This window comes from Bacillus sp. P4_E1, from assembly GCF_056401715.1.
The window spans coordinates 210,243-229,081 of record NZ_JBFUIV010000001.1; the positions used below are offsets into that span (position 1 = coordinate 210,243).

12 protein-coding genes are annotated in these 18,839 nt (G+C 32.5%); 2 read left to right on the forward strand and 10 right to left on the reverse strand.

What is annotated here, in order from left to right; translation table 11 throughout:
* Positions 1–54: 54 nt before the first annotated feature.
* Both AC1DS7_RS01035 and AC1DS7_RS01040 read right to left on the reverse strand, forming a co-directional pair.
* Positions 55–1,491 (reverse strand): MBL fold metallo-hydrolase, encoded by a 1,437-nt coding sequence (locus AC1DS7_RS01035; RefSeq protein WP_016101976.1) that lies wholly within the window; start codon positions 1,489–1,491, stop codon positions 55–57.
* A 66-nt stretch (positions 1,492–1,557) separates the two neighbouring features.
* Entirely contained in the window at positions 1,558–2,757 is a 1,200-nt protein-coding gene (locus AC1DS7_RS01040) for an NAD(P)/FAD-dependent oxidoreductase (RefSeq protein ID WP_016101977.1), read from the reverse strand.
* Positions 2,758–3,280: 523 nt separating this feature from the next.
* Between AC1DS7_RS01040 and AC1DS7_RS01045 the strand changes: the two genes are divergently transcribed.
* A complete protein-coding gene (locus AC1DS7_RS01045) occupies positions 3,281–3,535 on the forward strand; it encodes a DUF5065 family protein (RefSeq protein WP_078177185.1) in 255 nt (84 codons plus the stop codon).
* Between the two features lie 681 nt (positions 3,536–4,216).
* Here the strand turns inward: AC1DS7_RS01045 and AC1DS7_RS01050 are convergent.
* From AC1DS7_RS01050 to AC1DS7_RS01075, 6 genes are all read right to left on the reverse strand, one after another.
* Positions 4,217–6,826: a putative mucin/carbohydrate-binding domain-containing protein gene (locus AC1DS7_RS01050; protein ID WP_016101978.1), complete on the reverse strand. Its 2,610-nt coding sequence runs from the start codon at positions 6,824–6,826 to the stop codon at positions 4,217–4,219.
* Between the two features lie 512 nt (positions 6,827–7,338).
* The gene (hblA, locus tag AC1DS7_RS01055) at positions 7,339–8,472 is read right to left on the reverse strand and encodes a hemolysin BL binding component B (RefSeq protein ID WP_016101979.1); all 1,134 of its coding nucleotides are present in this window, start codon (positions 8,470–8,472) and stop codon (positions 7,339–7,341) included.
* Between the two features lie 31 nt (positions 8,473–8,503).
* Positions 8,504–9,748, reverse strand: a complete 1,245-nt coding sequence (gene hblD / locus AC1DS7_RS01060) for a hemolysin BL lytic component L1 (RefSeq protein ID WP_476998753.1) — start codon at positions 9,746–9,748, stop codon at positions 8,504–8,506.
* Positions 9,749–9,810: 62 nt separating this feature from the next.
* Positions 9,811–11,130 (reverse strand): hemolysin BL lytic component L2, encoded by a 1,320-nt coding sequence (hblC, locus tag AC1DS7_RS01065; RefSeq protein WP_476998698.1) that lies wholly within the window; start codon positions 11,128–11,130, stop codon positions 9,811–9,813.
* Between the two features lie 699 nt (positions 11,131–11,829).
* Positions 11,830–12,756 carry a class A beta-lactamase Bla1 gene (gene bla / locus AC1DS7_RS01070; RefSeq protein ID WP_418904570.1) on the reverse strand — a complete coding sequence of 309 codons (927 nt, stop codon included), beginning with the start codon at positions 12,754–12,756 and terminating at the stop codon, positions 11,830–11,832.
* A 283-nt stretch (positions 12,757–13,039) separates the two neighbouring features.
* The gene (locus AC1DS7_RS01075; protein WP_476998699.1) at positions 13,040–15,175 is read right to left on the reverse strand and encodes a peptidoglycan D,D-transpeptidase FtsI family protein; all 2,136 of its coding nucleotides are present in this window, start codon (positions 15,173–15,175) and stop codon (positions 13,040–13,042) included.
* 410 nt (positions 15,176–15,585) lie between these two features.
* On the opposite strand from AC1DS7_RS01075, the gene AC1DS7_RS01080 reads away from it, so the two are divergent.
* Complete coding sequence (locus AC1DS7_RS01080) at positions 15,586–17,346, forward strand: peptidoglycan D,D-transpeptidase FtsI family protein (protein ID WP_476998700.1); 1,761 nt, start codon at positions 15,586–15,588, stop codon at positions 17,344–17,346.
* An 11-nt stretch (positions 17,347–17,357) separates the two neighbouring features.
* On the opposite strand, the gene AC1DS7_RS01085 is transcribed toward AC1DS7_RS01080, so the two are convergent.
* Entirely contained in the window at positions 17,358–18,185 is an 828-nt protein-coding gene (locus tag AC1DS7_RS01085; protein WP_016101986.1) for an SH3 domain-containing protein, read from the reverse strand.
* The gene (locus AC1DS7_RS01090) at positions 18,175–18,708 is read right to left on the reverse strand and encodes an RNA polymerase sigma factor (protein ID WP_002127457.1); all 534 of its coding nucleotides are present in this window, start codon (positions 18,706–18,708) and stop codon (positions 18,175–18,177) included. Before AC1DS7_RS01090 ends, AC1DS7_RS01085 begins: the two co-directional genes overlap by 11 nt.
* Between the last annotated feature and the right edge of the window lie 131 nt (positions 18,709–18,839).

The window sequence follows — 18,839 nt, forward strand, 5'->3', positions numbered from 1 at the left end:
TTAGATTATTTCAAATGATTCTATTTTCTTTCCATTTGACTCTTTTGATATATTTCAAATTTCTTGATTACATGTTGTATAGGGGAGCCCTTCTTTTTTCCACGTAAGAAATCCTCCCTTTAAATTAACTACTTTCTTTATATCAGCTTTTTGTAAAATGCTAGCTGCTATAGCGGAACGTAACCCCGTTCGACATTGTAAAACTATTGGACAATTTTTCGGTACATCATCTAGCCGTTCAAGTAGATTACCTAAAGTGATATGTATTGCATCATGAAGATGTCCTTCATCCCACTCTTTTTTACTACGCACATCGATAACCTTTACACTTCCATCTTTTATTAACGGATATAATTCATTTGATGTTTTTTCCTTATAAATCTCTAAACTATGGAATCTTTGAATTACCTTTGAAGGTGCAAAAGCAATAATATTATCTAAGCCAATGGACTCAAAGTCTCTAATAACTTCCTCCACTTTAACATTTTCCGCATCTAAAATTATTAAAGTTTCTTTTTTATAATCTAATATCCCCCCACACCAAGTTGTGAAAGAATTGTTATAAGGTATGTTAATTGACTTCTCGATGTGGCCAGCAGCAAAACACTCTACATCCCTTATATCAACTATTTGCTGAACACCCCTCATCACTTCTTGAAGTTCTTCTATTATATAAATAGCAGTAATCTCTCTCTTCTTACGAGTTGGTGGACCATACTTATTTAAATGCTTCATTAATGGAAAATACTTTGGAGGCTCTGGCTGTCCCGTCAATAAATTCGATATAAAATTATCTTCATCATTACATTGAAACGCCCAATTAAACATCTTTTCATAACCTAATGTGGAAGTTGGAATTGCTCCTAATGCTTTTCCACATGCACTTCCTGCACCATGTGATGGCCATATTTGCAAATAATCAGGGAGTATTTTTATTTTTTGTATAGAATCAAATAATTGTTTCGCTCCTATTTTTGCGGTATCTTTAATACCAACAGCAATTTCTAATAAATCGGGTCTACCTATATCTCCTACAAATATAAAATCACCTGTGAATATTCCTATCGGTTTATCATTCATATAATTATTTTGACTTGTATCGGTTACTAAAAAGGAAATACTTTCAGGCGTATGCCCTGGGGTATGAATGACATTGAATTTTATATGACCAACCTTAAACTCTGTTCCCTCTCTAACCAAATTGTATCGACCCTCGTTAAGATTTTGATATTTCCAATCACTATCTCCTTCATCTGATACATATAAATTTGCATTAAAAAGAAGGGAAAGTTCTCTAGACCCAGATAGAAAATCTGCATGAATATGAGTCTCAGCCGCAGCAATTACTTCCATTCCCTCTTTCTTAGCAAATTCTATATATTGTTCTATATAGCGGCTAGGATCAATAACAATTGCTACGCCTTCCTTCTGACAACCAACTAAATAGGAAGCATGAGCTAATTTTTCATCATAAAAATATTTTAAAAGCATAGCTATTCCCTCCAAATGCTTATTTCAAATTACTTCTCGGTTGTTACAACAACTCTCTATCTTTCCTTATAGAATCCCTTTCAACATCAAATTCCAATACATATAGGGCAACATATACCTTTTAAGTAAAAACATACTATACCGTTCTTTCGCTTGATTAAATGGAAACGTTTCTTGAGGCTCATGTTCATAGTTAAATTCAGCGAGTATAAGACTTTTATATCCTGTAACAATCGGACAGGATGTATACCCATCATAATTAGCCTGCAAGTCTCTTCCATTAAGTACGTCCAAAATATTTTGTTTTAAGACAGGTATTTGTTTTCGAATTGCCGCTCCAGTTTTAGATGTAGGTAAATTGGTACAATCTCCAAGTCCAAAAATATTCTTATATTTTACATGCTGCAAAGTATAAGGACTTATATCTACCCACCCCTGATGATCACTTATCTCACTTTCTTTAATAAAGTTAGGTGGCCCCATTGGTGGAACAACATGTATCATACTATATGGTACTGTTTCTCGTTTCAGTGTTTGCGTATCTTCAAAAATTGCTTCTCTCTTTTCAGCGATAATTTCTACTAAGTTTTTATTATAGTTCGTTATAATTTGCTTTCTTTCTAGTACTTGTTCTAATGTTTCAGCATAACGCGGTACCTGAAATATGTTAGCATTCGCAGAATAAAACATTACTTCACTTCTGTTTCTTACACCGTTATTACAAAAATACTCTTCTGCTAAATACATAATTTTTTGTGGAGCACCACCACATTTAATAGGAGTATTGGGGTGAGTAAAAATCGCATTCCCTCCTTTGAATTTTTCGATTTCTCTCCAAGTAGAATCAACATATGTATAAGAATAATTGCTACAAACCCCATTGGTCCCAATAGACTCCTTTAAGCCTTTAATACCGTCCCAATTTATTTGTATACCGGCTGCTACAATAAGAATTTCATATTCAAGCAGCATTCCATCATCTAAAAGTATCTTATTTTCATCTGGGAACAACTTAACGACACTTTTTGGAATCCATGTTGCTCCTTTTGGAATAAGTGATTCTTGATCACGCATCGTACATTCCTTTGAAACAATTCCTCCCCCAACTAAACTCCATAGTGGTTGGAAGTAATGTTTTTTAGATGAATCGATAATAGCTATACTTTCTTTCAATAGGGATACATTTCGTAACAAATGTGCAGTAGAAGATAGTCCTGCAGTCCCAGCGCCAATCACAATAATTTTATAATTATCTCTGGTCTTCATTATCCTCTTCCTATCTGAATTTAATTTTTAAGTTAACTAATTATTAGCCTTATTTCATCGTAGTAACAATATTATAAGATAAAAATACTATTATTTTATCTTATTAAAACGAATATTCCGTTAACTTTATCCGTCGACATTACTATATGCGTAAATCCCTTATGTTACTTCTTTAATTTGTTTCAAACTCTACAAACTTTATATTTCTCAATATTAGCCTGTATCCTATCTCACTTTAATGACATTACACTTCTATAGATAATGAAATGCAAGTTTCTTTGGTATGGTTTGTCCATCCTCCTTTTCAGGAGATAGACAAAAACAATCTTATTCCAATAGCTATATTACCTATTCTTTTTTGAATCTTTGTTATAAATATCTATACATGCATTTGAGAACGTCTTTGTTGTTTTTCCAGTCCCTCAATAATGTGAGAATTGCTATTACCATATTTCCCGTAGCCTTTGATTTATAGGGAGCTGAAAATAGTACATACCAACCCGACTGGAATATTGAACACCTCATAACAGGAGATACTTTCTACTTAACTCAACGTTTTGGTAGAGCGCATTTTGGTGCCAAAATGAAGATTTTCAAGGTTCACCCTGACGGTACTTTACAACGCTTTATTACAATTGAACCAGAATTTATTACTACGCCTAAAGGGTTAGAAATTTGGAGAACACCAATTACAAATGTATATACTAAAGGGACATATATTGCAGTAATTAAGTATAACGGAGAATTTACCTACTCAAATCATTTTCAAATTAATTAACTCTTTCCTACTCAGTAGCTAGAATTGATTAATTAGGTAGCTATGAAGAATTAAGATCTTAACCAGCTTTAATTGGATTTTAACTTTTTTAATATAAACACATTTTACTTTTAATAGAAGTAAGTTAACTATTATATCCACCTACTCTTCGTATGCAATATTGCATACGAAGAGCCTTAAATATTTTGGTATACTATGCATGTGGATTTTTCATCCAAAATTCCACTCAAACGCATATTTATGTATATGCCGACCCTAATTGCTAAAAGTGAGAAGAATGTTATTCATTCTTCTCACTTTTTTTATTTAAAATGTGTGCTTGTACTTAGGTCTTTAGATATTTTACATTTTGAATCTTAATACTAATCCACGTATGTGAATTTCCTTATAAAAATAAACTCCAAAATAGAATTAATCTTCCAAATTCCACCTATGGAGTCAGTTGTTTTCTAAAAAACATTCCAGCGTTTTTATCAATTGATTTTAGAATAGTTAAATAATAATACCATATACAAGCTCTGCATAAATTATTCATTTTCTTTTATATAATACCTACCTTTTTACTTCTGATAAATCATTAAACATTGGATTATATTTCACTTTTATATAAATAAAAGCCAAATAGCCGTTCATAATGAACGACTATTTAGCATCTTACTAATAATTCGAATGTTCTTCATGTTAATCTATTTTGTTTAATCCCGTAGAAGTAACTTGATAGGTTCTTTTTTTACCTATATATTCTTGTTTATTATTCTCAAGGTTAATAAGTGTAGCACGTGTCTTTTCCTTTACCGCTTCCCCTTCTATATGGGTAAACTCAATGTAATCTCCCACTTTTACGGGCACGGCTTGGCTTTCAGCAGTTTGTTGTCTATTTCCCATTATTTCCTTATTGTACACAATACTACCGGATGAATTCTGTACTTTGATACTTGCATACGTATTATTAAAATAAGAATGTGGTACGCCTGCTTCTAAATTCACCTGCATTTTCTCTGTAGCCCTATTATAATTTACTTTTGCAATTTCTCTATCACTATATCCTTTTAAAGACCAACCAAATTGATTTCCGTCTAAAACCGTTGTTTCTGGCATTTTTTCAACTTTCTTCAGACCTTCTTTTGTAACTTCGTACATTGCTTTTTTTCCAAAGCTCTCTTGTTTACTATTATCTACATTTGTGAAAGTAGCTCTATGCACACCTTCTAGATGTGTTAACTCAATATAATCCCCTACTTTAACTGAAACTTTTTGCGATTCAGCATTTTGTTGTTTGTTTCCATAAATGTCTTTATTGTATACTACTTTCCCTGATGCATTTTGTACTTTAATACTCGCATATGTTTCATTAAAATAATGATGTGGTACGCCTGCTTTTAAGTCAATTTGCATTTCTTCTGCCGACTTATTGAAATTGATTTTAGCAAACTCGAAATCACTAATTCCTTTTAGTGACCAGCCAAATTGATTTCCATCTAAAATTGTTGCTTCTGGCATTTTTTCTACTTTCTTCAGGCCTTCTTTTGTAACTTCGTACATTGCTTTTTTTCCAAAGCTTTCTTGTTTACTGTTATCTACATTTGTGAAAGTAGCTCTATGCACACCTTCTAGATGTGTTAACTCAATATAATCTCCTACTTTAACTGGAACTTTTTGCGATTCAGCATTTTGTTGCTTGTTTCCATAAATGTCTTTATTGTATACTACTTTTCCTGATGCATTTTGTACTTTAATACTCGCATACGTTTCATTAAAATAATGATGTGGTATGCCTGCTTTTAAGTCAATTTGCATTTCTTCTGTCGACTTATTGAAATTGATTTTAGCAAATTCGAAATCACTAATCCCTTTTAGTGACCATGCAAATTGGCTTCCTTCTAAAATATTATTTTCATTAGGCACATCTGGTTTAATTGGATTAGAATCCGTACCCTTCCAAATCTCTGCTGTTAAAATTGGATATCCTAATGTAGCCACTTTTTGAATGGTATCGTTATTTGGACGCAATCCCCACTTCTCAAAGAAAGGTATCAAATTTTGTTTGGCTACTTTTGATGCCGAAATCATAAATAATTGTTTTTTATTTTCATCAGTTTGTGGAAGTTCACTTGAAGACATGTCTCTATACAATTGATGCAATTTAGGATAGAAGTCCTCTCCATATGCTAACTGTAGTTGCCAAAGCATAACAAGCTTAACAAAAACATCACTAACTTCGTCATAATTTTTATTAGGTTGTTCTAAGTATTGAAATGCCTTAGTATAAGCGCCCTCCTGTTGCAATCTAAAAGATTGATTAGATGTAAATGCTTTTTCTACAGAAAGGCTGTAAATATTATTTTGTACTTCTGTCATATTATAAAACTTCCAAGGTGATTGCTGTCTCAAATGCCCTGCCTCATGCCAAGGACCCCAGCCATCTTTTATAAATTTATTAATATCTAACACGTATTGGATTGCATCTCCTACATATGCGGTTCGATAAGAAGTTGCATACATATAATAATCGGGAGAATGATTTTCTTCTACGTAATGAATATAATGTTTATCTACTTGTTCCTCGGATAAACCAGCTACTTTGTCTTGAATTCGAGTAGCTTTATCCATCTTTTTTAAGAGTTGTACAGGATCTGTATTAGAACCTAACAAATATTTCTTAACACGTGCAGGGCTGGCCGTAATTAATACACGTTCTCCTTTTAACTCCACTGCATGTGCATTGGGATATTGGTCCAGCATGTTTATTAAATCTTGTTTCGTATGCTTTCCTAGTTCAAAAAAAGGAGTAGTCGTTCCACCTGTTGTGACTGTTGTTCGAATGGTACCACCTTGTTGTTTATTATAAAAATAAATCATCCCCCCATTTGGAGATTGGATTGTGTTTATACCAGGTTTTAATGTAAATGATTTTATTTTAGAATCTTCTCTCCAAGAAGCATCATACGAATACGTTCCAATGTATGCTTGAATATTTTGATTTCCTTCTACATTAATCGTTATTTGTTCATTTGGCTTTGCATATAAACCAGTGGGTTCATATGGACTAAATGCCATACTTTTTCTTTCCTGTTGTTTCAGTACCTCAACATCCCCTTTTCCTGGGACTGTATATATTCTGTTTTCTGATTTAACTGACTTTTCTTCTTGCAGTGATGTCGATATTTTTTTTTGCTGCTTTGTTTCCTCTGCAAAGACATCTGATGAAGAAACCATTCCAGTCGTAAGCATAGTTATTGTAGCAGTAGCTGCAAGTATTTTTCTAGTTTTATATTTTGAGTTATTCCCCATATTATCTCCCTCATTTTCCCTTAGTACATTTAAGGATTATTATTTTATTTATTACGTTTTTACACCAAAAATTTTTTACGCTATTTATGTTGTATCTAATACTCTATTTTTCCTCATAATAGTCTCCTTTTCTTTATTTCTAATTGTTTATAAATGTTATTTGATGACACATAAAATAACAACTTTACGATAAACTCATCAATAACAACCTATTATGTTTTGATTTAGTATTCTTAACTTCCATCTAATTGTATAAAAGTATTCAATTAGGAAAATAAGAATATAAAGCTCACTAATCATAGATTAGGTTTTACGGAAAAATTCATAAAAATCATTCACTTTAAAATTTCAAACTTGTATAACTATTTTCTACATATAGGATGGAATTATAAAAATATTTCAATAAATTGAAAAGACAGAGGCCTGATGATACCTCCGTCTTTTCAATTTATAAAGAACAAAAAATCATTTTATAACTGTATAAATGCCCTTGCAACAAATACTGTATTCCGCTATTTTTTTGAAGAAACAGGATCCATTTTTAATGTTTTTATCCCTTCTTTTAATGTAAACGCATCCGCTCTCAATGTTTTCCAACTATCTTTCGCTGCATTCAAATTAGGTTTTAGGAATTTGAATTTATTTTGATCCGCTTTTTGGGATGCTTTATCAATATGACTAAGCACTCCCGAATATTGAGAATCTAAATCATGCCATTGTGCAGACATATAGGTAAGTGCATTAATAGCCGATCCAATCGCATTGTGCATTTCATTAATATTATTATACGCAACACCAACTACACGATTTAATGTTACTTTATAATCTATAGTCTGACGTAATTGTGCTAACAACGGCTCTAACGTACCTAAATTATTTCTTGCTACCCCTATCATTACACCACCAGCAATCCACGTAGGAATTGAGGGAATTGATACAGTTATTATTCCATCTGATTCTACTTGTTTAAAATGTCTTACTTGCTCTAAAACTTCATTTAGGCGCTTTTCATCTTCATCAATTCCAGATGCTTGGTTTTTCAGAATCGAATGCAAAATATCTTTATGACCTCCAAATGCCCGGACATCTTCTCCAATACTATCTCTTAACTTAGCTAGTTCTTGTATTAAATTCTGTGTATATGCTTGATTTTGTTTAATCTCACCTTGTAAATCTGTAATGCCTTCTTTTAATGTGTCTGCATCCCCTTCATTAATTGCTTCTACTAATGTGTCATAATAATTGTCGAATTTAGTATCATACTCTACAATCCCCGTCAGTGTATCTAAAAGTTGTTTTTTTATGTGTGAATCCCATTTCGTAGCATGCTCTCTTGCATTCTTTTGATCTTGTAGAATTTGACTAGGTAGATTTGTATATCCTTTAATGTCAATTCCTTCAAAGTTAACATCTGGATTTTTAATTAACAAATAAGAGTAATCATTCATAGATTTTGCAAATACTCCAGCATCTTGCAAGGCTTTTTTCATCTTTTCGCTGTTTACAGAAAGAGATATATCTTCGGTACTAGTCTGTTCCATTTTACTTTCACTTGCGAAGGCTGCCACTGGAGAAACTACAGTAGTTGTTGTCAGAGTTAAAAACGTCGATACAGCAAGTAGTTTATAAGGAAAGTTTTTATTCATTTTAATTCCTCCTATACATATATATTGATTTTTAATTTGTTTTTTCTTGTTTAAAAGCAATGTCTTTTGAAATGAATTCTGCATCCTTATGAATATCATTCCAACTTTGTTTTGCAGCCTTTAAATCATCCGGTATTAAAGAAAGTTTATGTTCTTGCATTTGGTCGATATTATCATATAGATCTTTATAATTCGCTCCCATCGTATTCCATTGTTGCTGAATATTCGTTAAAGACATGATTGCTTGATCCACTGTTTGATACAAATATGTCAACGTGTCTTTTGTATTAGTAAGTGAAATAACTGCTTGGTTAGCAAGATCGGCTTTCATACTTAATTCTCCGATTTTATTAGAAATTTCGTTATAGGAGCTCATATGATTAGATGCCGCAACACCAGCTGCTGTTCCTAAACCGATACCAGCTGCCCCTAGAGCTGTTAGACCACCAACGACAGCTGGTGTCGCTGTGCCACCGGTCACAACAATTACTACCGCTCCTGCAATCGTTCCAATAACTAAAATAGCTGCTCCTAATCCACCACCAATTGACCAGGCTAATACATTATCAAAATGTGCTTTCTGCGTAGAACGTAAATTCTCAATTTCGGCCTGAAGTTGTGGGACTAGTGCTTGTTTTCCCGCTAATATAGCCGTTAATCCCCCTTGTCCATCTGGACCTCCAACATTATTTTTAAAATCTACAGTATTTGTATACAACTTTGTTTTGAAAGCTTCTAACATCTTAATAACTTCCGTAACTTCATTTGAATTTGTATGAATTGTACCGATTAAATCCCCTATTCCTTCTTTGAGGCCCGCCTTATCATTCTTTTTTACAGTATCTACTAGTGTGTCGTAATAATTTTGAAATTGTTCATCATAATTTACAATATTACGTGCTGTCTTTTGAATGTTTGGCTTCGCTGTATCTAGCCAGTAATTTGCATTGATTCGTGACAGTTCCTGATTCAGGTGAATGTTTTTGATTAATTCTCCACCTCCTGAACCTAAATCAATGTTGGATAAATTTACATTCGGTTGCTTAATCATTGTTTTTGCGTACAAATCCATTACAAGAATATGAGAGCCTGTTTCAGCCAACACTTTCTTTAACCCTTCAGGTCCTAACGCATAATTTTCTATTTGCTGTTCTTGTGCTGTCTGTTCTTGTGCTGTCTGTTCTTGTGCAAGTACATGAATAGTACTACCATTCGTAGCAGTGATAACCGTTGCTAAAGTGGCCAAAGTTATGACCTTAAATGGAAATTTCATTATTTGATTCTCCTCCTTATTTTCAGTTGTATTATAATTTTTTTGTTAAACCTAATTTCTTAATATTAAAATTTATTAACTTGCTCTTCGAGTTGATTTGTTACATTTTTTAGTCGTCTTAATGTATCTTTTTGAGACTGAGTGTTATTAGTATCAACTTCAGTCGATAATTTTGTAATACTATTATTTATTAGATTCAAATCCTCTTTATAACGTTTCATTAGCTCAATTTCTCCATCTACTTGATTAGCAAATGTATGCAAATCATTTTGCATGAAAAGAATCATTGATTTTTGTAAATCTGCTACTGTTAATTTAGTTGTTAAGTCATATAATTTTTGATTTTGTTTCTCTAGATCATCTAAATGCGCTCGTTGCTCTGCTGTTAGTTTATTAATTTCGGCAAAGGTACTATATGTTTTTTTAATTTTTTCAGGATCAATTACTTTCATAAGATCATACTGTTTCGTTTTCGTAACTGCAGCTGCAGCAATTTCACCTTTTTTACTTTTCTCTATCGTTTCACGTGCTTCTTTTTTGGCAACTTCAATTTCTATAGCTGATTTTCCCTTTTCTGTTGCTTCTTGCTCTGCTTTCTTCTCTGCTTCTACAATAGCATTGTTTATTTCTTTTCCTTTGTTATACGCTACTACCGCTGTTTGAGCAGCCGGTTCAATGATATCTTTTGATAGGCTATAAATTTCTTGGAATACCTTTAGCCCTTGTTCATTTAAAGCTCCTGGTAATAATGCTATTTGCTCTAAATCATTTTGAATTAATTTTTTTGTATTTAGCATTTCATTTTTTAACTTGTCTATTTTTCCTGTTCCCTCTGAACTAAGTACATTCTGTGCCTTTGCTACATCAGTATCAAGATTTTTCAACTTCTTATCAACCTGTAGTTTAAGATCTGTTAACTCATTAATCTGACGTTGCACGTTTTCTTGGTTTGTTATAGTCATATCTTGGAGAACTTCCAGTCTATCTATAAACCCTTCTTTATCTTCCTTATTATCTACAAATCCTTTTAATGTTGGATAATAGCTATTAAATTTGGTTGCAAATCCTTTACTTTTTGAATTTAGTAGAATTAATTTTGGATATAGTTCTGATGACCACTCTTTCATATCTTGTTTAATTAGAAATTGAGTTGTATTTAAAGATGGAACTTCTTCAAGTTGCACATTCGGACTTGCTAAGGCTCCATCTATAAAGGTTTGTGTTAATTTGGAGTGTGCACCTATTTTTCGTAATGCTGAGGAAATATCTATATTTTCTTGTTTCATTTCTGCCTGAACGATTGGCGTTGCGAGAGTATTGATAGGAATAGTCGCTCCAGTAACGATTGATGTTATTAAAAATCCTGTCATAATTTTATTCTTCATTCCGTACACCTCTTCACTATTGTCTTTTACAGTTTTAATCGTAAATGTTGTACAACCTAACGTTAGGATTTCTTCACATATACTTGAGGATAAAGATTTTTCCAAAAAAGTAATTACATCTCGTTTTTTATTTATTTTTGATAGAATATAAGGACCTTACTTCCCCCTCATTTTAAACACTATGTTTTTCATAAGTAAACCAGAAAATCGCTTTGATTAAATTTGATTTTTCAGATATTAATTATTCAAATTATAAAATATTATATTTAAAAAAGTTAAATCCAAATTTCATTTCATAAAGTGAAATAATTATACTATGATAATTAAACATAAAAATCTTTTTATTCCCCAAATCCTATATGAATCCCTCATCCGGAAATAATTTTAATATAATTTAATAGTGATTGACGCATATGTGTCTTTTATATGGATATGTAAAATTACATATTCATATAGGAGTAACTAGCATATATACGCCAAAATATTATTATCGTATATATAATAATCATGTTACTACGAACACCACAGGAGAAAACTCCCCTCATGCACTTTAGAGGATAAATTATCCATGAAATAATAATTTTTGCTTGTATACTTACTATTATTATAGGAATACAAAAAAGCGATTCTTTTCACAGTAAAAGAATCGCTTTCTAGGTTCCTATTTTCAATTACATTACATAAAGAATTGAGAAATTATCATTTAAGAGCCTTAACTATCACTTCAGTTGCCTCTGCAATTAGTTGATTATCATAGGCAGCCTCTTTTTCATCTTTACTAGATAAAATTGCGATGATAATGGGTGCTCTATTTGGCGGCCAAACGATAGCAATATCATTGCGTGTCCCATAACTTCCAGCTCCTGATTTATCTCCAACTACCCAGTCAGTTGGTACGCCTGCACGAATAAGTTTGTCTCCTGTAGCATTTCCTTTCATCCACTCTGTAAGAACTTTACGTTTATCAGCTGGAAGTGCATTTCCGACCGTAAAAGCTTTAAGATTCGTAGCAATGGCTTTCGCTGTACTAGTGTCACGAATGTCTCCTGGAGTAGCTTCGTTTAACTCTGGCTCAAAGCGATCAGCCATAGTAACCCGATCACCCATCTGTCTAAGTGCTTTTTCATATCCTTTAGGTCCGCCTATTTTATTAAATAAAATGTTCCCGGCGGTATTATCACTGGAACGAACAGCCGCCTCTGCAATTTCCCCAAGTTTCATGCCTGTATCTACATGTTTCTCTGTAATGGGTGAATATTCCACCAAGTCGTCTTTCGTATAAGTGATAACTTCATTTAATTTCTCAGTTGAGTTTTGCTGTAGCAATACTCCTGCCGCTAATGCCTTGTAGGTTGATGCAAAGGCAAATCTTTCGTTAGGTCGATAAGCAATTGTTCGATTTGTACCAGTATCAATAGCATACACACCTAATCGAGCATCAAATTTTTTCTCAAGTTGAGAGAATTCTTTATACGTCGCATGATTTTTATGTTTAACTGGTCCGGTCTTTTCTTTCGCTTCAACTTGCAATGCCCCTCCTGTAAAAGCTTCTAGGCTTGTAAGACTTAAACCTAATATACCAACACATAAACCTATTTTTAACATCCTCTTGTTTTTCAAAATCATCATTCCTTTCAAATTTTCAATACTGAAAACAAGTAGTAAATTCAATACACTGTATCCTATTTGAAAACCTGTTTTTATACGTACACATAATAGACCATCTAAGAAACAAGTTTGTTCCATAAATTTAAAACCTTTTTTAACTAGTAGCCAAGATATTAACAAAAGTAAGAGATAGCAACTATGATAGCCGCTATCTCTTATTTCAAATCTTCCTTTTTCTTTAACTTATAAAGGCTTTTATATAAACAGGGTCTCTTCCCCTGAGAAAAGTGCACAAATTTTACTAATTTTGATTCGAACTATCTATACTAGCAGCTTCACCATGTATACGTTGCTTTTTTAAATCAAAGTATACATCTAAAATTTCCTTTCCAATTATAGAATTAATTCCATTTTTATCATCATGAAGCCATGGGACTACTACAGAAAATGCTACTTCTGGATTATCATATGGAGCATATCCAACTAATGTTAAGTTGTAACATTCCATACGTTCTCCTTTTGCATTTCTACCAATTGGATCATCTCCACCATATACAGTTTGAGCTGTCCCTGTCTTTCCTGCTGGTTTATATGGCGCATTTTTGAAATACTTCACGCCAGTTCCATCACCTTCTTGGAATACCCATCTAAAGCCTTCTTTTATCCGATCAATATGTTCTTTCTTCATATCAACTCGATTTAATACGACAGGCTCTATAGAGCGTATAACTTTACCGACCTCTTCTTCTTTTATTGATTGCTCTCGTATTTCTTGTACAATTTGGGGTTGCATTCTATATCCACCATTTGCAATAGTTGAAATATATTGTGCCAATTGCAATGGCGTATACGTATCATACTGACCGATAGAAAAATCTAGTAAAAACCCAGGTTGACTATCTACTTTTCTCGTTTGCCCAATTATTTCATTCGGTAAATCAATACCTGTTGGTACCCCTAAACCAAATTGTTTAAAATAATAACGCATTTTATCAAATGCTTCTTGTTTAATATCCAATGAACCATTCGGTACGTAATTAACTCCCGCAATTTTTAAAGCTGTCTGGAACATGTATACATTCGAAGATACTTGTAAAGCTCGTAAATCATTAATATTACCAAATCCGGATACATTCCATGATTTCTTGGCTTGTGTACCTTTAAATTTCATCGGTGCATCATAAAATTGATTTCCTGGCTGTATTGCCCCTGTCTCATATCCAGTTAATAACGTTGCGCCTTTTACAGCTGACCCTAGCTCATACGAAGTTGTCATGTTACCTAATGCCAAATCCTCAATCTCTATTTTCCCTTCTTTTTCTACAATCTTTTTGCCTGCCATAGATAAAATCTGTCCGTTATTTGGATTTGTCATGACGACAAACGCTCGGTCCAACAGTGGCTCTGAACTCTTAAAAGCTCTCAAATTTTTCTCTATACTTTCTTCCACTTTCTTTTGTAATTCCATATCAATCGTTAATGTTAAACTATTACCACTTTTTCCTTTAGAGATTATTTCTGTATTTATAATGTTTCCTGATTTATCAGTAATGTTTTTCACTTCTTCTTTTGTGCCGTGTAATACATCTTCATATCGTTGTTCAATATAACTTTTCCCTACACGGTCATTACGGTTATATCCACGTACCAAATAAGAATCTAAGTTTTCTTTCGGTAATCCTTCTTCACTACTTGTAATATTACCTAACACGGAACGAAATAAATTACCATTTACATAATTACGTTCCCAATCAACTGTTGTATCTACTCCTGGAAACTCCGCAAGTTTTTCACTTATCCGCGCATATTCTTGATCTGTCACATCTTTTTTTATAATTTGTGGTGTCAGTTGATAACCTGAACTCATTTTACTTTTAATAGCTAACACCTTTAAATCTTGTGCTGTTAATTCTGCCAATTCTACTTCTGTAACGCGACTTCGTCTTAAGTCTTGAATTTTTTTGTCTAGTTCTTTTCCCTCTATTCCCTTTTCTTTAAACTTTCCTATGTCGTTTTTAGTAATCTTTGATTCCGCACGTTTCGTATTCAATTGCATCCAGAAATCTTTTTTATCGATATCGGTTAATTTATTTATATCTTGCTCAGGCATTTCAAGTACCTTCGCCAAGTCTTTTGCTGTTTTTAAAATATCTTCACTCGTAATCCCCTTCACCCTTGTATACGTAATTGTGCGAAGAGATTTATTATTAACGACCGTTTTCCCTTCTCGATCTAGTATCTGTCCACGTGGAACTGGTATACTAGTTGTTTCATTTTGACTGTTTTCCACTTGGTTCTTATAAGCCTCTCCCTCAACGATTTGTACTTTTCCTAGCTGCATAATAATAGCTGAGAATAGTACAAATATGCAAAGGAACATTATATTCAATCGAATAGATATATATGTCTTCTGTTTCTTTACTTTTTGTTCTTTCATAAATCCTCCATATAATTCTTCAGGAAATCCTCACTAATACTTAGTAAATAAATATACTAAAAGCGTTCCCTATATATTAGAAACCACTATTCAGTTATAATAGTGTCTTATCTTTTTTGTTAAATCCTTGTAAGCATCCATTCCTTTTGGTTTAGCCGCGTAATTGATAAATCTCCCTTCCTGTTTTTTTCTCTATTTTTTTGTCGCCTGCATTAGAAATGCTAAACTGTATAATGACTCATATTAAACTTACACATAGACTTACTATTAACATGTACTTTTTTTCATACTGATTGTTCCTTTCTTCATGCTGTAATACTTAATAGACAACCTAAGTAATAAAGTTGTTCCACATTTACAAAAAAAATAATTAACTATAAGATGGAATAGGCTACATAAGGGAGGGTTATATGTTACATACGAAAAGATGGAGATTTTTTGCGGTTCTTTCTATTGTAAGTGTGATTTTACTAATTTTATTAAAAATCAACTTCATTTCAATTACTATCGCAACTTCTTCAGCTGAAAGAGGAAAAATTCTTGATCAAAATGGTGTAATACTAGCTACAAATAAGAAAGTTAAGTCTCTATATTGCACTTCTAATGATGAAAAACTATCGAATAAAGATACATCAAACACATTAGCTTTTTTCAATCAATTTTCAAACGAGTTTCAAGATGACATTTCTACAGAGGACATAAAATCTCAATTACAACAATCCTGTAATAAGCAGACTATGAATGAAATATCCTTATACTCTGATATAAATGAAAATGAAATTTCATTCATAAACAAGAATAAACCTAAAAATGTAGTGATCAAAGACGAATTCATTCGATATTATCCAAAGAACGAAATTGCTTCACAAGTAATTGGTTATGTAGAAAATGACCTTAATTCTAAGTATGGACCTGTTGGTAAAAGTGGGATTGAGCTTCAATATGAAAATGATTTAAAAGGAAAACCCGGAAAAACTCTGATTTTTAAAATGAATAATAAAAAGTTCTTATGGAACATTCAAAAAATACAAAAAGGAAAAGATGTCCGGCTAGCTTTAGACTCTAAATTGCAGCAAAAAACAGAGGAAGCACTAAGATCTCAAATTAAGAAAGTACCTGATGCTAATGCTGGTTATGCAGTAGTAACCGATGTAAAAACTGGCGCAATATTAACTATGGCCAATTCGGCAGTTTTTGATCCAAATATATTAAATACACATGTATCATCTAAAAAAGAAAACATTAAATCCCTTTCGCAAAATAAAGCAATTCAAAAATTAAAGTATGGTGAATCTTATGTAAATATGGCCTCTACTATAAAGCCACTTACTATTTTAATCGGATTAAACGAAAAGCTTTTTCAACCTGAGGATACATATTTGGATAATGGTAGTTTTCAGTATGATAATCAAAATAACATCACCAATGCTCCTGGAACACCAACAGGTGAAATTACACCGAGTCAAGCTATCATTAATTCATCAAATACATTTATGACGGCAAAAGTAGCTCTCCCCTTATTCAACCGAAATAATGGGAATATAGAAAAAGTAGCAAATATATGGACAGATTATTTAAAGCATTTTGGCCTCCGCTCTAAAACTGGTATTGATTTACCCTTTGAAGAAGACGGAGAATATGAATTTCACCCATCTAATAAGTTTGAAAATGGAATCTCCGCTTTATTAAATGCTTCTTGGGGAGGAAATGAAGTGCATACCCCTCTTCAACTCGCTCAATATGCAGCAACTTTGGCAAGTAAAGGTGATAAATATAAACCTCAAATCGTAAGTGCTATTATTGGTCAAGACGATAAGGAAACAAAAAAGTTTAAACCACTCTTAGAAAGTTCAAATCGTTATCCTATGAAATTTTGGAGTGTCGTGCAAGGTGGGATGAGTCAAAATATAGAGGAGATTAAAAACTTGCCCTTTCATGTCGCGGGTAAAACAGGGATAACTGGCTCTCCGAACGAGCAAGAAAGAATGATAAATCATTCTCTTTTCATTGCATATGCTCCTACCGAAGATCCAAAAATTGCTATTTCTGTCGTTATTCCTGGTAGTAATTCAGAAAAAAATATTGCTGCTCTCGTTACATCAGAAATTTTAGAGTGCTGGAATTCACTTCAAAAAGAGGATAAAGATAAAGAGGAAGGTTCATTAAAGTGAACCTTCCTCTTTTACCATATAGAATCTATATTCGTTATTTCCCATATACCTTCATCATTCTTTTCAAATATGAAAGAATATTTAATATCAGTTAAAACATACTCTTTTTGTACATATCCAGTATAACCGTTAATTGTCGATATTTTTATATATCCATCATTCTGCGCTTTTTCTGGAATCAAAGCTTTTACCATTTCATTAGATACTTCATATAAAACTTGTGATTCTCGTTTTGGTTCAGCTAAAATTTTCGTTTTATTTCCAGTAACAGTTGCATATATAAAATGCGATTGCTTTGGTTGGTTACTTTCTGTCAATCCACTTGGTACTTTGTATACTTTCTTTGTATCATTTGCAAATTCTCCCCCCATTGTAAGAGCGACTTGCAACTCATGAAAAATATCCTCATCAAACTTCAATTCATCCTTCTGATAACTTTTCCCTTTAAATAGAACTTCATCATTTAACGCTCTATACAGGTCATTTTCATTTTTTGAATTTGTACTTCGATATAACTCATTCATAAATTGTTTTAATGATGGATCTTGAGCAGACTCATCTTTTGTTTTAGGCTTAATTTGAGTACTACTTTGTACCGGTGATTTATTATCATCAAGCCAAGGTTGTTGAACAATAAAAAATAACATTGTACAAACCAAAACAACTACAATAGGCAATGCTTTTTTACGAAATGGTCTCTTGTATGGTACAGAGTCTACTTCACTATTTTGGTATATCGATTGCTTTATTTTATAAATAAATGCTTCTTCATCTTTACGACGCTCCATTGGTCCATTTTTTAATTTGCTATACCAGTCAGGATTTTTTTTACTGTTCATCACTTCTACCCTCCCCTATTAATTTTGAAACTTTACTTCTTGCTCTGCTTAACCTAGATTTGACTGTTCCAATGGATACACCTAATGTTTCAGCCATTTCTTCATAAGATAATTCATATTTCGCGTCCAATATTAGTATTTCGCGGTGTTTTTTAGGTAGTTTTAATACAACATCCCACACATCATTCATTTCCTCTTGATTAAAAAATTCTTGTTCTGCCGATGGAGATTGCTTATCGTCACTAAAAAATCCCACTAAAGATATCCTTTTAAAATAAGAGGATTTCAAATAGTTTATTGCCGTATTTCTTGTAATTTTTAATATCCACGTTTTAATAGATGACTCCTTTCGAAACGAATTCCAATGTTTAAAAACCTTAATAAATACATCTTGTGTGATGTCATCTGATAAGTGTGGATCTTTCGTAATAATAAATGAATAATTCCATACATCTTGCCAATAGTCTTTTATAACATAGTCAAGCTCATCATGATTACATTTTTCAATAAACTTCTGTTCCATTTCCACACCTCAAACTTATTTGAATAAACATAAAGCTGCCCTCACTTTTAATATGGTTTCAATATATAGACATGATACAAGTTTCATTTGTTCCATTGTTTATCTTTTTTTTCGACAGATGATATTTCTAA